Origin of the sequence: Candidatus Desulfosporosinus nitrosoreducens, from assembly GCF_030954495.1 — a bacterium.
GTDB classification, from domain to species: domain Bacteria; phylum Bacillota; class Desulfitobacteriia; order Desulfitobacteriales; family Desulfitobacteriaceae; genus Desulfosporosinus; species Desulfosporosinus nitrosoreducens.
Genome location: NZ_JAVHUW010000083.1, coordinates 212,765 through 229,560, shown reverse-complemented (window position 1 = coordinate 229,560; position 16,796 = coordinate 212,765). Strand labels below are relative to the sequence as shown.

Genomic DNA, 16,796 nt, shown 5'->3' with positions numbered 1-16,796 from the left:
CTATAAGTAGACCTGTCATTGGTGCCACGTTATGGAGCGTGAGTCTTTTGAAGACCAGGAAGTCGCAGACCTTTTAAACCGCCATTTTATTTCGATAAAAGTCGACCGTGAAGAGCGGCCTGATGTCGACCATATATACATGTCTTTTTGTCAAGCTCTTACCGGTTCCGGCGGCTGGCCGCTCACTATTCTGATGACACCCGAGAAAAAACCGTTTTTCGCCGGCACTTATTTCCCTAAAAACCAGCGCTATGGTCACCAGGGACTGATGGAACTTTTAGAACAAGTTGCTTTTCTCTGGCAAGACAATGAGGCTAAGGTTCGTGAGGCGAGTGAAAAAATTGTCTCAGCCGTCCAAACCCAACGGACTGTTCCCGCTAAAGCTGCCCCCCTTTCTTCCCTCACTTCAGGCCCTCGAGTTTGGGGAAAACAAGTGATTGAAGAAGCTTATAAGAACTTAGCGCGAAGTTTTGATGCCCGTTACGGCGGTTTCGGTCACGCCCCGAAATTTCCGACGCCTCATACTCTGACCTTCCTCTTGCGCTATGCCCAAGACCACCCTCAGGACGATAAAGCTCTCACTATGGTTCGCAAAACTTTGGATGGAATGGCCCTGGGAGGAATCTACGATCATATCGGTTATGGTTTTGCAAGGTATAGTACTGATGAAAAATGGTTGGTGCCGCATTTTGAAAAAATGCTCTACGATAATGCTTTGCTGGCCATCGCTTACCTGGAAAATTACCAAGTAGGGCATCAAGCCAGGGATGCCCGGATGGCGCAAAACATTTTCAGCTATGTGCTTCGGGACATGATTTCGCCGGAAGGCGGTTTTTACTCCGCAGAAGACGCCGACGCTGAAGGAGAAGAAGGAAAGTTTCACGTTTGGACACCTGCTGAAATCGAAATCGCCTTGGGAAAAGAGGCCGCCGCTGAATACTGCGCTGTTTACGACATTACCACCGGAGGAAACTTCGAAGGCAAAAACATCCCCAACTTACTTCAAGGCACTCTTGGGAAAAGTTTACCTGACAATGCTCAGACAATTCAAAGTGCGCTGGAATCTTTAGAGCGGGCTCGCGCCACTTTATTCGCTATTCGTGAGCAGCGCGTCCATCCTCACAAGGATGACAAGCTATTGACAGCATGGAATGGTCTGATGATCATGGCCTTAGCCAAAGGGGCACAAATCTTAAATACCCCTGCCTACCTGGAAGCGGCGGAAAAAGCTGCTCATTTCTTACTGACAAACCTCCGGCGTTCTGACGGCCGCCTTTTGGCCCGCTATCGCCAAGGAGATTCGGCTTTTCTCGGCTATTTAGACGATTACGCTTTCTTAATTGGCGGCCTGCTGGAATTATACTCCGCTTGCGGCAAACCTCAATATCTTCAAACTGCCCTTGAGCTTCAGGAACAACAGGAACAACTATTTTACGATCAAGAAGAAGGCGGATATTTTTTAACGGGGGCGGATGCTGAAGAACTTCTCGTCCGGCCTAAAGAAAGTTACGACGGAGCCCTCCCTTCCGGGAACTCCATCACAGCTCTCAATTTACTTCGCCTAGGACGCCTCACAGGTGAAGAACGCTGGGAAAAGAGAGCGGAAGAGCTTCTGGAAAGCTTTCGGCCAGTACTTGAAGAACAGCCTTCAGGTTATACGGCCTTTTTGCAGGCTCTTCAATTTGCCTTACACTCAAGCCAGGAACTGATTTTAGCCGGTCCTCTCAACTCGGCACAACTAAGTGAAATGCGTCAGGTCTTTTTCTCAGACTTCCGCCCCTATGCTTCAATACTCTGTCATGAGGGGACCCTTGAAACTATTGTCCCTTGGCTCCGTGACTATCCTAGAGAAGCAACACAGCCAGCCGCCTTTCTCTGCGAAAACTTCACCTGCCAACGCCCGGTCCATACCATCGAGGAATTCAAGAATCTTTTGCAAAAAAGTAAGGCTTAGGTGATCCCCAAGCAAAATCCTCACAGTTTATGTCAAAAAGCATCCTCTTTTCACTAAGGAAAATGAGGATGCTTTTTCAAAATTACTTAAACATAGCTAAGAGATTAACGATTATCCACGGCAGTTATCATAAGGGAAGGGCAATTGGCCAAGTTATAATCAATGGGGTTAGACAGCTCTTCTTCCCCTTGGTAGAATACCCGAACATAAGGACGATTGGGAAATGCGGAGTTTTGTTTGACCACATTTCCCCTTTGTCCATTACTTAACAAAATACCTGAACCGGAAGGATAGACGGCAATATGCTTTTTGAAGATCTCTAAAATCTGAGGATCAAAATGGGAATTCGACTGAGCAACGATATACTCATAGGCTTCGTTCGGTTCAATAGCCTTGCGGTAGACTCTGCGGCTTGTTAAGGCCTCATAAACATCCGCAACCGCTGCCATGCGGCCGTATTCATGAATTTCCGTCCCTTTTAATCCCCGCGGATAACCGGACCCGCCCCATTTCTCATGATGCTGGAAAGCAATATGAGCCGCCAGTAAACCGAAATCATCGTTTTTGCGCAGAATTTCAAAACCGATTGTCGGATGCCTCTTGATTTCCATAAATTCTTCATCAGTGAGAGGGGTTTTCTTATTCAAAATACTTTCAGGTATTTTAATTTTGCCAATATCGTGCATAAGAACACCCATGCCAAATTCGATTAATTTTTGTTCGGGATACTTAGCCGCAATCCCCAGAACAAGGGCGATAATTGTAGTGTTAATGGAATGGTGAAAGGTATAATTGTCGTACCCCTGAATATCCGTCAAATTACAAAGAATATCCTTACTTGACAAAAGGTCATTAATCATCTCTTGGATAGTCGAACGAACTTTTGCGATAGGCAAAGACCCTTCAGCATCGTTCTCAATATATTTGCTGATACTTTGTATCGTCTTATAAGCCACTTCACGGGTTTGACCGGTAATTGCCGTATGAACTTCAACATCATTCAACCGGTCATCCTCGATAAACAGAACATCATACCCCATGCTTTTTAACCGTTCTATATAAGAAGCTGTCACACAAATCCCAGCTTGCAGTAAAATTCTGCCTGAAGAATTGATCACGGGACGAGCTAAAACGGACCCTTCCTGGACAAAACTTGTGTTCACCAAACGCATTAATCTACTCACCCTATCCAAATTTAATGTCAAAATCACTCCTGCACGTGTTACTTCGTCAAAATGAATTGAATAACCTCTTTTTAGCATTATGCCGCGATAGGTTTTCCCTTTTGTCCTAACGGTCTACCCCTAACTCTGCGAGAAGAAAGACTTCTAAAAATGAATGACATTCAACCCGGCGAGAAGTACAATGGCAACCGCAATAGGAACTAAATACCTTACCAAAACCCTATAGACTTGAAACAGTCCTTCGTTTGCCAATTGTCCCTCATTGGTCATCTCTCGCTTAACATTGGCATAACCCCACTGCCAGCCCACAAATAAGGCAATGAAGATTCCTCCTAATGGGAGCAGAACATTCGATGTGGCGAAATCATAAAAGTCAAAAAACGTTTTGCCGAAAATTAACACCTTAGATAAAATGCTGTTTGATAAAGTAGCGGTTGAGCCAATCAAACCAATTCCCAAAATCGTAAGCAATGTCGCGTTTCTTCTTGACCACTGATATTGCTCCGTTAAGTAGGCGATTGGAACTTCCAATAGCGACAACATTGCCCCGGTGGCGGCGATTGCAGTGAGAATAAAGAATAAGACCATAAAGATTCTGCCCAAAGGCATGGAATTGAATACTGTAGGAATGATAATAAACAAAAGCTTGGGGCCCGCATCCGGCTTAAAGCCAAAGGCAAATACTGCCGGAAAAATAGCAATACCCGCCATCAGTGAAACCAAAGTGTCGGAAAGGGCAACTTTTACTGCCATTTTAGGCAAGTTCTCGGATTTATCAACGTAACTGCCATAAGTAATCATAGCACCCATACCAACACTCAATTTGAAAAATGCCAAACCCAACGCTGCCAGTACGGCACTGACGGTGATCTTAGAGAAGTCAGGTTTAAATAAGAAAGACAGCCCGGCAGCCGCTCCAGGCAAACTCAAAGACCGGACATCAATGACGATAAGCAGGATAAAAAGTAAGGGCATTAAAACTTTCGTTACCCTTTCAATCCCCTTTGTGACTCCTGCCATAATAATTGCCCCCGTCAGGAGCAGCACGACCACTTGCCAGAAAAGCGGCTCACCCACACCTGAGACTAAGGAATTAAAGACTTGAGTCGTTTCTTGAGGTTTATTAGTCAAAAGAACCCCACTCGCCGATTTAAAAATGTAGGCGTAAACCCAGCCGGCCACACATGTGTAAAAGGCCATAATTAAAAAGGCGCTCAAGACTCCTGCTCCACCTACCAGAAACCATGGTCGTCGGGGCTCAATCTTTTTAAAAGCGCCGACGGCGTTGGACTTGGTATTGCGCCCAATCAGATGTTCTGACAACATAACCGGCAGTCCAACTAAGGCTAAACAAAGTAAATAAACTAAGATAAATGCCGCCCCACCATTAGCTCCCGTAACATAAGGAAATTTCCATATGTTTCCCAAGCCAACAGCAGAACCTAATACTGCAGCAATAACGCCAATGCTGCTTGAAAAACCTTCCCGCTTTACATGTGACTCTTGTTTCAAACCTCACCCTCCATTCTTTCTCAAATTTTGTTCATTCGACATATTATACGCTAATTCCTTCTAATATACTACAGACAATTCCTAAGGGAAGGTTATAAATTGATTCTGTCAAAATTTAGCCAAAAAGTATGTTAGCCCGCAATATCATCTGAAGATTAAAGATATTCCGAGCCAACATACTTTTTCCTTTTCATTCCCCACCAAAGCTTTAAAAAATAGTTGGGAAAACATAGGTCTACCTAGAAAAGACTATATCAAAAGACTCGTCAATTGAAATTGCTCCACATTTACTAATCCTAAATCCGTCAGTTTCAGTTCAGGGATTACCGGCAAGGAAAGAAAGGCTAAGGTCATAAAAGGATCAATATTGGCGCTGACCCCTAGACTGCCTGCCTGTTCATGAAGCTCAGACAAACTTTGGGCGACGGCATCAGCATCTTGATCCGACATCAGGCCCGCAATCGGTAAGGGAAGTTTGCCAATCACCTGACTTCCTCTGACCAAACAGAGCCCCCCTCCCATATCCGCACAGGTTCGGATAGCCAGGTTCATCTCTTCGTCACTCATTCCCACGACCACGAGATTGTGGGAATCATGAGCAACGGTCGAGGCAATCGCTCCTTCTGCCAAGCCTAAACCTTGGACAAAGCCAATGCCAACGTTCCCCGAGCCATGATGCCGTTCGAGAACGGCTATTTTGGCAATTCTTTGTGCCGGATCAGCGCGAAGTTGCCCATCCTTCACAGGCAATTCCCGAATCAGTTCCAGGGTCGTTAAGGAATGCTCCTGAACTCCGATCACGCGTACACGTGCCGAGCTTGAACCATTGAGAGATGCTGCCGGGGCACTCAAACTATCACTTAGACTGTTCCCGAGGTGTACACTATTTGTCAATCCCGCCGTGGAGAATTTAGAGAAGCGAGGACGTTCTTTTCCACGACGATATTGACTTTTTCCACACCAGAAAACTTCCTCTATTTCAAAAGAGTTGAGATCTTTCAGAATCACAAAATCAGCCTGATAACCCGGTGCCACCGCACCGAGGTGAGGAAGCCCGATAGCCCGGGCAGTATTAATAGTGGCCATTTGGATCGCCCTGACTGGGTTTACTCCGCCTTGAATGGCCAGGCGAACCAAATGGTCGATAGAACCTTCCTGAAGCAAATCCCTGGGATGGCGATCATCTGTCACTAACAAGCATTGTCCCGCATTCTCGGGAGTGACAGCTGGCAAGAGATCCCGCAGGTTTTTAGCGGCACTTCCTTCGCGCAGCATGACGTAAAAACCCCGCCGCAATCGCTCTCGAACTTCTTCCAGGGTGGAACATTCATGATCCGTATGAATCCCTGCCCGATAATAAGCGTTAAGGTCCTGAGGAGATATTCCCGGGGCATGGCCATCCCTAAAGTTCACGGGAAGTTCCAGTTTATGCACCAGGTCCGCTTTGGCCTGCAATACTCCAGGATAATCCATGACCTCCCCGAGTCCGATTACTCTTGGCTGACTCAAAAATTCTCTGAGATCTTCCGCCCCCAGGCGGGCCCCCGAAGTCTCCAACTCTGTTGCCGGAACACAGGAAGGAAGGGCAACAAAGGTATTAAAGGGCAAACTTTCCACACTATTCAAGATATAGCGAATTCCTTTGGCCCCCAAAACATTGGCTATTTCATGAGGATCGACGACAGCCGTCGTGACACCGTGAGAAAGAAGAAGCGAGCAAAACTCTTCGGGACAAAGAAGTGAGCTTTCGATATGGACATGTCCGTCAAGCAATCCCGGGACAACATAACTTCCGGCCAAATCCAAGATTCGCTCAGCCTTATTGTATGTCCCTAAACCTACAAACACTCCCTGATGAATTCCAATGTCTGTTTCATGAATTTCCCCGGAAAAAACATTGACTAACCTGGCATTCTTTAAAACCAAGTCAATTTTTACCAATCCTCGAGACTCATCCATTCTTTCTTTAAAGCTCGACATAACAATAACTCCTTTCCGGGAAACACAGAAAAACGCTTGTAAAACATCCTCTATGCCGAAGCTGCCTCACACCAGTCCCACTCTAGCCATCACCCGGTTCAAACTTTGAGCCGAACGTTTCTTAAGCTGAGGAACATCAATTGTCAGAAGCTCCCTGTCTTTCATCACAATTTGTCCATCGACCATGGTGAGCCGCACATCCGAAGAGTAGGCTTGATAAACAAGCTGAGAGTAAACATCGACATGCTCAAGGGGCCAAGTGTGCAATCCCTGGAGGCTCACGACCGCTAAATCCGCTTTCTTGCCAACTTCCAAACTCCCTAAATCTTTTTCCCGACCCAAGGCACGTGCCCCTCCCAGAGTTGCCAGCTCAAAAACCTTCTGGGCCGGCATTACAGTTGGCCCATGCAAGGGTTTCTGCATAAGAGCAGCATGGCGCATTTCTCGGAAAGCGTCTAAATTATTACTGCAAGGAGCTCCGTCAGAGCTAAGGGAAATCTCCGCTCCCCTTTGCAGAAGCTCAGGAATTGGGGCAATTCCCGAGGCCAGTTTCATATTGGAAGACGGGCAGTGGGAAATCCGAGTTTTGCTCCGCACCAAAATATCCTTTTCGGCTTCATCCAGCCAAATACAGTGAGCCAGAATCAGTTTAGAACCTGTTAAGCCGACTTTCTCCAGATAAACAATATTGCGCATGCCCCGGGTGCTCTCCACCACTTGGATTTCCCCGCGGTTTTCCGAGGCATGAGTGTGCACAAAAGCTTGCTTTTCCCGAGCAAGCCGGGAGACCTCTTTTAATAAGGTATCGGTGCAGGAAATGACAAAACGAGGCGTAAAAGCGACCTCAAGACGCCCATTTCCCTGCCCGTTAAATTTCTCAAATAAATTCACGCTTTCTTGCAGAGAATCCTCCGTCGTCTCTTGCAGCGATGAGGGAAGATCGCCGTCAGGATCATCCATCATGCATTTCCCTGACAAGGCCCTCAGACCACTGGACAGGATTGCCTCAAAAGCGTGTTCCGTATGATGAACCGTTTCCATATCCACAATCGTTGTCGTTCCGCCTAAAAAAAGTTCTCCGATTCCCAGTAAAGCAGAATCATACAAAGATTCCGGGTCATGCCCGCCTTCTAAAGGCCAGATTTTAAGCTTAAGCCAGTCCAGGAGTTCCAGATCATCGGCTTGACCGCGAAACAATGTCTGACAAAGATGAATGTGGGTTTGGATCAAGCCAGGAATGATCAAATCGCCGTGCAGATCAACTACTTGGTCTGCAGGCTGCTCTATCGCCTTTTCAATTGCTGCAATCCGGGAACCATCAACGAGCAAATCACCGTCAATAATCTCCCGTCCCGCATTCATCGTTACAATTTTTGCATTCTTAAATAGAATTCTCATTCCTAATCCCACCCTTCCCCTTCTTGCGAAGGGCTTTTAACCATTTGGAATCAAAGCCCGGAAAATCGTAGTTAAGACTGGAGAGATGGGATGCATCTCTCCAGTATAACCGGTCATACGCCCCGGCTGATTATAAGCACAAGCTAATTACAAACCCGTAAAAATTATTAACCTATGGCAATTATGAACCCAGGACAAAGTGCAAAATAAAGAGGATTGTCAAAATATAAGTTACGGCGTTATTTTCTTTATGCCTTCCGGTAATCAATTTAATAATTGTATAAGACATAAAACCAAAAGCTAAACCTTGAGCAATTGAATACGTCAACGGCATCATAACAATCGTCATAAAAGCCGGAAAAGCATCTGTAAAATCATCAAATTTAATCTTAACCACTTCACTCATCATTAAGACACCAACCAAAATGAGAACCGGAGCGGTCGCGGTACCGGGAATTAAGCCAATCAGAGGAGAGAAAATAAGTGCTACTACGAAAAGCAGTGCCACGATAACTGCCGTTAAACCACTCTTTCCGCCTTCAAGCACACCCGCCGCACTCTCAATATAAGAAGTTACTGTTGGAGTCCCCATACAGGCCCCGAACATCGTCCCTATGGAATCCGCCATCAGAGCTTTTCCGGCGCGGGGAAGGTTCCCTTTTTTATCAAGCAGTCCGGCTTTCCGTGAAACACCCAGCAAAGTTCCGATATTATCAAACAAATCCACAAAGGTGAAGGCAAAGAGAATCGAAACCAGCCCATAATCAAAAGCTGCTCCTATATTGAGATGGAACGCAACTGGTTTGATTGCCGCAAAAGGATTGGAAAAGTTTATAATACTGGAAATACCTGTCGGCAAAGGAGAATACCCCATCAGCATACTGAAAAGCGTTGTAATAAATATGCCAATGAGTAAACCGCCTTTGACCTTTCTGGCCATAAAAAATCCGGTAACAATTAATCCGAAAACCGTAACCAAAACGCTCGGGGACTTCATATTACCCAGGCTGACCAGCGTATCCGGATTGGCAATAACTATTTTCCCATCCTGAAGTCCGATGAAAGCGATAAACAGCCCAATCCCCACTCCGATCGAGAGCCGCAAAACTTCAGGCACACCTTCCATAATCCATTCCCGTACTTTAGTCACCGTCAGCAAAAAGAAGACGAGCCCTGAGATAAACACTGCGCCAAGCGCCGTTTCCCAAGGAAGTTTCATACCAATAACCACGGAATAGGTGAAGAAGGCGTTAAGACCCATGCCGGGCGCCATAGCGATCGGATAATTGGCGTACAAGCCCATAATCAGAGTCGCGACTGCGGCAGCGATTGCAGTTGCGGCAAAAGTTGCACTGATTGGCATTCCGGCATCTTTTAAAATATTTGGATTAACAAATAGGATATAAGCCATGGTAACAAATGTGGTTATTCCGGCCAGAACTTCAGTACGTGTGCTCGTACCCAACTCGGAGAGATGAAAAAAACTGTCTAAAAAGCCACGACTTACCGGGGGATGAGAATTTTTTGACATGTCTGACATGAAAAGCCCTCCTTATTCGATGTCTCATGCAACTTGCTTCAATTGCCCACAAGTTATAGTCCAAAGTTATCCTAGTTTACCCCACCCTCCTTTTTTTCCGTCAGCGCTTGAAGTATTTTTTCCAGTGTCGCTGGCAATGATGTGATTCTTACTCCCACAGCATCATCAATGGCGTTGACCACGGCGGTAACCGTCGGAAGCATAGCAGGCTCACCGAGGCCCTTGGCGCCATAAGGGCCGCTGTCCTCCTCTTCTTCGATGAAATATGCTTCTATATTTAGGCACATCAAGTGCCGTGGGAATCAAGTAACTTGAAAAAGCCGGGTTATTGATTATGCCGATATCGCGCTTTTTCATAGGATTCCCTCCTTGCCCTGAAAATATGGGGAAACTTTAGCTAAACACTCCTCTAAGGGTACACTGCTCGTCAGCACTTGTCCAGCTGCTGTAATACTTCCCACTCTAACATTGGTGCGCAGCCTAACGAAGATAAACCCTGGCTCCTTAGCCAAAAGATCCCTTTGATTCTCCTAGGAAATTAATTCGGCTTCAATGCAAAAAGCAACCATAAAAAAACTTCCCCATAAGCCAATACTGGCTCATAGAGAAGCAATTACGGTTGCCTCGTAGAAACCCTCGATCCAATCATCAAGGTTATATGAGTTAAATCATCACTATTCATTGTTTTCTTACTATATTTTATATTCGCTATATCTTCTTAAACTCCTACCTGAGATCTCAAGAAACACAACATATTTTTATTCCAATTTATTACATTTTTGTCTTCTCACTTAGGTTGTTTTGAGGCTTAACGGACTCAATAAGCCGCTTTCCATGATGCTCAGCAGTACTGCCCCTCCGATAGCCCGAGCTTTCTCGGAAATCGTGAAGCAATACTCCTTTTTCCCCCGCGGATCAATATCCCCAAGCTTGACCGCAGCTCCAACCGGCGTGTTATTCAGCAATAATCCCCTAAGAACACCATGAAGTGTAGCCAGTACCTTTGTACTCCCGCCGTCGTCGTCGATAACACCTACACAATCCCCTTTTTCAACCTGTTCCCCAATACTGCGCATGGCCCGGAAAACTCCCGCCTTGGGAGTATAAATTACGCGCTCCTTAGCAAAGCCGCCAATTTCCCCCGGAATCCCTGTATTGGGCTCCGCCGGTCCACTATAGATTAAACGGGCCAGATGGTGCCCTCGATTTGTTTCCACAACAAGATCGACATTTTCTCCCGCGGTAAAGCCAGGACCCAAGCCAATTGTTCTCACAGCCATATCCCGTCGTGTCCCTAAATTGCGTTTAGCTAAAATGGCATCCACCAGAAAGGTCGGTTTAAGCTCGGACAAACAATCTAAATTAGGATCTATCAGGATCGGAATTATTCCCTCCTGCCAGGCGGCTGCCCAAGCGCCGGGTTTTGTCACAAGCCGCGAGGAAATCTCCTCCACTTGCCACGTACCCTTAACAACGGCTGTACCAAAGCAAACCGGCCAGCGCACCATCAGAGGATTAGCCACCTCTGTCATCAGGACGCGAAATCCTGCTTTGGCTAAAGCCCATCCGACACCTGAAGCCTGTTCCCCCGCTCCGCGAACCAGAACAAGCGGTCCGATCATCTCAAGTTTCTTATTCATCTTCACGTTTCTCCTTATCTCAATCCGTAAAGCTGACTTGATCAGGATGCCTTTCCCTACTTTGTTCTGTCCACAGCCTATACTCCTCAGGGGTATCGACATCCTGCAAAAAGCCTTCCTCTACAGTGTACTTAGTCCAGAGCCCGGGATAACGATATAAAACGCTCTTACCCCCTTGTTCTCCCTGCAGGTCACGCAGTTCCTCAACATAGCGCCGATGAAAAAACACCGGTGACCCAACTAAGCCTCCGGAAACCGGCACCAGGAAATCCGGAGACTGCTTCAGCACTTGAGTAAAACAACCCGCTAAGCCCTGAGCCGTAACTCCCACCTGATCACCGGGAAGAAAACCGACGGTCTGAATCTCTTCCTTTAAATTGCTTAAACCTAAGCGAAGGGTTTCTGCAAGAGGTATGGCACAGGGCACCTGAAGCCAAATCCCGCCAAGTTCTCGAAATCTGGTCAAGGTTTTTCCGCTCAAATATTCCTCCGGCGGGCGCCGGGCAACCACCAATATCTCCATTGTTGGTTCCGAAAAACCGGCAAATTCCCGCAGTAATTTTTTCTGGAGTTCAAGGCCGTCTAAGACTGTTTGGAGGACATGGCCAAGTACGGTTGTCTGTCCGCAAGCTAAAGCCAGTTTATCCCGCCCCATCCGGGTTGCTTGTCCGGCAGCCATCACCACAAATCGAACCATGTCAGCGTTCCCTCCTTTGCATCGCCCAAGGCCAAGCGCAATCTCCTCGGTCTCTTCTCCAAGTCTAAACCCTGCTCTTGCAGTTTAAGCCATCTGGAGCTTAAAGCTTCCAATAAGTCTTTGGCATTTAGAGCAGAAAAATTATGTAAAACCGCTCCCTCCGAGGCTTCGGGAAGGACACTGGGGGGCACAATGTTTACTCCATGGAAATTGAGAAGAATAACCCAGGATATCCCCCCATACTGCGGCCAAAATACAGGGGATCTCAGCAAATAACGCCAAACACTTTCCTCGGTCCAAGGGAGATCCAGCAAATCCGTACAGCGCTCGGCCCGATGAACATCCTCGGCTTTTAGAACCTGTCCCCACAAACTGCCGGCGAGAACCAAAACCCCGCAATCAGAACGCCGGGGAATTTGAGGTTCGTGCTCCGCCCAACATTTTAACCGGTGCTCCCGTGCTCCGTCTCCCTCAATAACCCAATGCCGGAATGCCTCTCCTTCAAGAGCGGATTGTTGATAATCCTCTTGAATTGCCTCATCGACGATCTCCGGTGAAAAACCCAGCCATTTTCCGCTTCTCTCCTCCAACTCCGAATACCAAAAATAAGCTCCGGGATGCTCAGAGGAAGGCGGCTGACCATGATGCCAAGCCGGTATATGCACTTCAGGATAAACCTTGGTCGTCGTCGTAGCAGTCACTGGGTAACCAGAAGCACTTATTTCCCGCGTTAATCTTTGAAGGCAAGTGGTTTTCCCACCTGCCCCAATCAAAGTGATAACTCGTGCCCGGTTTGTCATTTCCCACAAGCTGCCACAAGCTAATTTCCGAGATCCCTCATTCATAACTCCAACCCACTTCTTCCACACCTATTAATATAGTAATGCTTTTTTTCAAAATAATAGACAAAGGTTATTAAGGGGTTATTTCTTATAAGGGGTTTCAGGCAAGGGCAGTGAACAGCGCAGTTTGCCGTCCAATTTATAATAAGCCAAAGCAACGGCGGGAGCTGTCGGAATGGAGGAAATTTCACCAATTCCTTTGGCCCCGTAAGCTAAAGGAGAAGAGTTCTTTTCAATGATGATGGATTCGATTTCCGGAACATCTGTCGCTCTTAATAAACCCAAGGTCCCGAACTTCGCGGTCGGTACACCTTTCTGGAGCGGAAAATCCTCCCGCAGTGCATAACCTAAGCCCATAACGACTCCGCCCTCGATTTGCCCCTCAACAAGCTTGAGATTGATAGCCCGGCCGACATCATGAGCCGCAACAACCTTTTCCACCAGGCCCTGCTCATTGAGAACCACTACTTGAGTTGCATAACTGTAGGCCACATGGCTGACCGGATTGGGCTTATCCGAATTAATGGGATCTGTCTTACCCGAGTATTCTCCATAAAACTCCATACCTTCCAACCCTTCCAAGGAGGATTTATATAAGGCCTGCTGAAGCTTTAGAGCCGCTTGGCGCACTGCCTCACCAGTAAAGAGAGTTTGACGCGACGCTGTGGTTGTCCCTGAATCCGGAGTTAAGAAAGTATCCGGGGCCCCATAATCAATGCACTCCAGAGGCAACCCCGTGGCCTCATTGACAATTTGAGTTGCTATCGTTGCCAGACCTTGTCCAATACAGGCGGCACTTGTCAGCACCAGTACTTTGCCGTTGACAATTTTCAGCTTAACCCGTCCGGTATCCGGCAAACCAACACCTATCCCGGTATTTTTCATGACACTGGCAATTCCCACGTGAGGATGAGACTCGTAGACCTCACGAACGGCAAGCAAGGTTTCTTTGATGGCTGTTCCTTCATCCGTGATTTGACCCGTAGGATTAACCATTCCCGGTTCCAGAGCGTTGCGGTAACGTATTTCCCAGGGAGAGATTCCCACCTTCTCAGCCAGAAGATCAAGATTTGTTTCTGAGGCAAAGGCTGCCTGAGGAACGCCAAAGCCCCGGAACGCGCCGGCCGGCGGATTATTCGTATAAACACAAAGCCCGGTAATATCGACATTTAAAATTTGATAAGGACCGCCGACATGAGTGCAGGCCCGCTGCAAAACGGCCGTACCCAAGGAGGCATAAGCTCCGGTGTCTGCCACGATCTTCGCAACCATAGCAGTCAGTTTTCCTTCGGCATCACAGCCGGTAGTCACTTCTAATTCCATAGCATGACGTTTAGGATGGACGAGCAGACTTTCTTTGCGGGAAAGAGTGAGTTTTACAGGCTTCTGAGTCTTTACTGCCAGCAACGCGGCATGGTGCTGAACACTCAAATCCTCTTTGCCGCCAAAGCCGCCACCTACCAGTTTGCTGATAATCCGAACCTTTTCCGCCGGCAATCCAAGAATCCCCATGATTCCATGCTGGTCATCATAAACACTCTGATCCCCGACATAAACAACAATTCCTCCGTCCCCCTGAGGAATCGCCAAGGCACTTTCCGGTTCCATAAAGGCATGTTCCGTCGGAGGGGTGGAATAGCGCTGGGTGACCACATGAGCAGATTGGGCTAAGGCTTCTTCGGTATTCCCCCGTTTAATGATCGTCGTGCTTAAAAGATTTCCTTTGGCGTGTATTTTCGGAGCATTGTCCGCCAAAGCCTCCGTCGGGCTAAGAACAGGTTCGAGTTCTTCATAGTCCACCTTAATTAAAGCCAAAGCTTCGCGCGCCTGCTTTTTAGTCCGGGCGGCCACTAAAGCAATAGCATCTCCGATATAGCGGGTTTCTTGTCCAACGGCGATCAGAGTTGGCCAATCGTGAAAAATATGCCCGTGTTCATTAACACCGGGAATATCTTCCGCTGTCAGCACTGCTTCCACACCAGGATAAGCGCGAGCCGCCGAAGTGTCAATTCCTTTAACTACAGCCCGGGGATAACTTGTACGCAATACGGCGGCATGGAGCATATTGGCGACGAACATGTCATCCACGTATTGACCGGTACCGAGAATCTTTTCCCGGGCATCCAGGCGCTGAATACTGGCCCCCACTCCAGCCCCGGAAAGAGCTGTGGAATTCGGCTGAAGTTCACCGCGCAATACCTTCGCAGCGAGCATGATCCCTTGCTCAATTTTGACATATCCTGTACAACGGCAAATATTCCCCCGAATCGCCTCTTTGATCTCTTTGGAGGTCGGGTTAGGGGACTTATCAATTAAAGCTTTGGCGCTGATAACCATGCCCGGAATACAAAAACCGCATTGTACGGCGCCGGCTTCCGCGAAGGCCCAGGCATAAGCTTCTTTCTCACGGTCTGTCAAGCCATCAACAGTTAAGACGTTTTTACCGGAAACTTTGGCTAAAGTCTGAGTACAAGCCCGCAGTTTCTTATCATCGACAAGAACAGTGCAAGCACCGCAAATCCCTTCTCCGCAGCCGTTTTTCAGGGATGTCACATGCAAGACATCCCGCAAATAGTCCATAAGATTCATGTCCTCTTGGACGGAATACTCTGTTCCATTCACGTTGATCTTAAACACTCTTGTCACCCTTTCTCCGCAGAAATGGTTTTCGGAACAAATAGCTTCCCGTCGGTAGTTCTTGAATAAGCTTACCGTCCTGACATACCTGATTCCCACGCAAAAAGATCCGTACCGCTTGTCCTTGCTGCTTAAAGCCCTCAAAAGGAGTATAGTCGGCCTGCTGGTGCAAGGTTTCAGCAGTGATCACGGAAGATACGCGCGGGTCCCAAACCACGAGGTCCGCATCACTGCCCGGCGCAATTGTCCCCTTGCGTGGAAATAAGCCGAATAACTTTGCCGCATTCGTGGAAGTTAAGGCGACAAACTCGTTAAGACTTAATTTGCCTGTCTGAACGCCATAGGTATACAATAACCCCATACGAGTTTCCACACCGGGTGCACCGTTGGGGATTTTACTGAAATCTTCCAGACCTAAGTCTTTTTGTCCTTTATAATTAAACGCACAATGGTCTGTGGCGACCGTTTCTAAAATCCCCGTTTTCAGTCCGGACCAAAGAAGAGCTTGATTGTAAACCGGACGTAAAGGCGGAGATATAACGTACTTAGCACCATTAAATCCTTCCGCGCAGTAATAGCTATCATCCAACAACAAATACTGAGGACAGGTTTCCGCGTAAACTTCATATCCTCGGAGTTTAGCTTCGATTACTGCCTGAAGGGCTCCATTGCAGGTAAGATGAACAATATAAACAGGTGCTCCGGCTATGTGAGCGAGAGTAATTACACGTGCGGTTGCCTCAGCCTCTACTTCAGGCGGCCGAGTCAACGGATGGTATTGGGGAGCAGTTTTTCTTTCCTGCCGGGCCTTTTGAACTAAATCGTAGACGACATCTCCATTTTCGCAATGAACGCAAACCAGCCCGCCACACTCCCCAGCCTGGCGCAGGGCCTGCAAAAGCGCACCGTCGTCCATTTGCAAAACATTCTTGTAAGCCATATAAACTTTAAAAGAAGACACACCTTCCCGCTGAACCAGTGCTGTCATTTCCTGAGCAACCAGATCGTTCCAATCCGTAATGGCCATATGAAAACCATAATCGACATAACATTTTCCTTGGGCTTTTTTATGCCAGTTTGCCAAACCTATTTTAAGACTTTCTCCCTTGAACTGAGTGGCGTAATCTAAAATGGTTGTTGTTCCTCCCAACAAGGCGGCTCTTGTTCCCGAATAAAAATCGTCCGAAGTAGAGATATCTCCCGTTGGCAGGTCAAAGTGGGTATGAGGATCAATTCCACCTGGAAATAAAAAACAGCCGTCCACATTTATTACCTGGTCGTCAGGTTGCTTGATCTCATGACCAAGGGCCACAATTCTCTCGCCTTCAATACGGACGTCTGCTTGATATACGTCGGCGGCCGTTACAACAGTTCCGCCCCTTAACACTATACCCATAACTAATTTCTCCTTA

The 16,796-nt window shown here is 47.3% G+C and carries 12 protein-coding genes and 1 riboswitch; of the genes, 1 reads left to right on the top strand and 11 read right to left on the bottom strand.

The window, feature by feature from the left end; genetic code table 11:
• The first annotated feature begins 31 nt into the window (after positions 1 to 31).
• Positions 32 to 1,954 (top strand): thioredoxin domain-containing protein, encoded by a 1,923-nt coding sequence (locus REC12_RS25320; RefSeq protein WP_308899043.1) that lies wholly within the window; start codon positions 32 to 34, stop codon positions 1,952 to 1,954.
• A 104-nt stretch (positions 1,955 to 2,058) separates the two neighbouring features.
• On the opposite strand, the gene REC12_RS25315 is transcribed toward REC12_RS25320, so the two are convergent.
• The 11 genes from REC12_RS25315 to hydA all read right to left on the bottom strand — a co-directional run bounded on the left by REC12_RS25315 (position 2,059) and on the right by hydA (position 16,780).
• Positions 2,059 to 3,126 (bottom strand): HD-GYP domain-containing protein, encoded by a 1,068-nt coding sequence (locus REC12_RS25315; protein ID WP_308899041.1) that lies wholly within the window; start codon positions 3,124 to 3,126, stop codon positions 2,059 to 2,061.
• A gap of 156 nt (positions 3,127 to 3,282) precedes the next feature.
• Positions 3,283 to 4,650: a sodium-dependent transporter gene (locus REC12_RS25310; protein WP_308899039.1), complete on the bottom strand. Its 1,368-nt coding sequence runs from the start codon at positions 4,648 to 4,650 to the stop codon at positions 3,283 to 3,285.
• 249 nt (positions 4,651 to 4,899) lie between these two features.
• Positions 4,900 to 6,630: an adenine deaminase gene (gene ade / locus REC12_RS25305; protein ID WP_308899038.1), complete on the bottom strand. Its 1,731-nt coding sequence runs from the start codon at positions 6,628 to 6,630 to the stop codon at positions 4,900 to 4,902.
• A 66-nt stretch (positions 6,631 to 6,696) separates the two neighbouring features.
• Positions 6,697 to 8,028, bottom strand: a complete 1,332-nt coding sequence (locus tag REC12_RS25300; RefSeq protein ID WP_308899036.1) for a 5'-deoxyadenosine deaminase — start codon at positions 8,026 to 8,028, stop codon at positions 6,697 to 6,699.
• 181 nt (positions 8,029 to 8,209) lie between these two features.
• Entirely contained in the window at positions 8,210 to 9,568 is a 1,359-nt protein-coding gene (locus REC12_RS25295; protein WP_308899035.1) for an NCS2 family permease, read from the bottom strand.
• A gap of 71 nt (positions 9,569 to 9,639) precedes the next feature.
• The gene (locus tag REC12_RS25290; protein ID WP_308899034.1) at positions 9,640 to 9,855 is read right to left on the bottom strand and encodes a hypothetical protein; all 216 of its coding nucleotides are present in this window, start codon (positions 9,853 to 9,855) and stop codon (positions 9,640 to 9,642) included.
• 295 nt (positions 9,856 to 10,150) lie between these two features.
• Positions 10,151 to 10,250: riboswitch (purine riboswitch) on the bottom strand.
• A 109-nt stretch (positions 10,251 to 10,359) separates the two neighbouring features.
• Positions 10,360 to 11,208, bottom strand: coding sequence for a selenium-dependent molybdenum cofactor biosynthesis protein YqeB (gene yqeB, locus REC12_RS25285; RefSeq protein ID WP_308899033.1), 849 nt, complete (start codon positions 11,206 to 11,208; stop codon positions 10,360 to 10,362).
• Between the two features lie 19 nt (positions 11,209 to 11,227).
• Positions 11,228 to 11,905, bottom strand: coding sequence for a nucleotidyltransferase family protein (locus REC12_RS25280; RefSeq protein WP_308899031.1), 678 nt, complete (start codon positions 11,903 to 11,905; stop codon positions 11,228 to 11,230).
• Positions 11,887 to 12,750: a selenium cofactor biosynthesis protein YqeC gene (yqeC, locus tag REC12_RS25275; RefSeq protein ID WP_308899029.1), complete on the bottom strand. Its 864-nt coding sequence runs from the start codon at positions 12,748 to 12,750 to the stop codon at positions 11,887 to 11,889. The genes REC12_RS25280 and yqeC overlap by 19 nt, the downstream gene beginning before the upstream one ends.
• A 78-nt stretch (positions 12,751 to 12,828) precedes the next feature.
• A complete protein-coding gene (gene xdh / locus REC12_RS25270) occupies positions 12,829 to 15,384 on the bottom strand; it encodes a selenium-dependent xanthine dehydrogenase (protein WP_308899028.1) in 2,556 nt (851 codons plus the stop codon).
• A complete protein-coding gene (gene hydA, locus REC12_RS25265) occupies positions 15,377 to 16,780 on the bottom strand; it encodes a dihydropyrimidinase (protein ID WP_308899026.1) in 1,404 nt (467 codons plus the stop codon). The genes xdh and hydA overlap by 8 nt, the downstream gene beginning before the upstream one ends.
• Between the last annotated feature and the right edge of the window lie 16 nt (positions 16,781 to 16,796).